General features: G+C 50.9%; 1 pseudogene. It reads left to right on the top strand.

Annotated features, from left to right (window positions below):
• Positions 1 to 515, top strand: a pseudogene (locus ACLD7X_RS18400) (biosynthetic arginine decarboxylase); the annotation flags it as partial.

Raw genomic sequence — 515 nt, 5'->3', positions numbered from 1 at the left:
CATCATGGACAACAACGATGCATTGATCGTCTGCAATGGATACAAGGACGAAGATTTCATCGAGTTGGCATTGCTCGCCCAGAAGATGGGGAAGCGTGTCTACCTCGTGGTCGAGAAGCTTAACGAGTTAAGGCTGATCAACAGTGTTGCGCAGCGAATCAACGTGCGTCCGAACATCGGCATCCGGATCAAGCTTGCTGCAAGCGGTAGTGGCAAGTGGGAGGAATCGGGCGGAGATCAATCAAAGTTTGGATTGAATGCATCGGAGCTGCTGGAAGCAGTGGAGTATGCGCGATCGAATGATCTCCTCGACTGTTTCAAGTTGATCCACTTTCATCTCGGATCTCAAATCACGAACATTCGGAAGATTAAGGCTGGACTTCGCGAGGTGTCGCAGTTTTATGTCCAGCTCATGAAGTCGGGCTGCGCAATCGACTTTGTGGATATCGGTGGTGGCCTCGGTGTGGACTATGATGGATCTCGCTCGGCTGTGAGTTCCAGCATCAACTATTCCA

The organism is Aphanothece microscopica RSMan92, from assembly GCF_046613545.2.
GTDB lineage: Bacteria > Cyanobacteriota > Cyanobacteriia > PCC-6307 > Cyanobiaceae > NIES-981.
The sequence above is the reverse complement of the archived record's forward strand: the minus strand, read 5'-3'. Positions and strand labels throughout refer to the sequence as shown.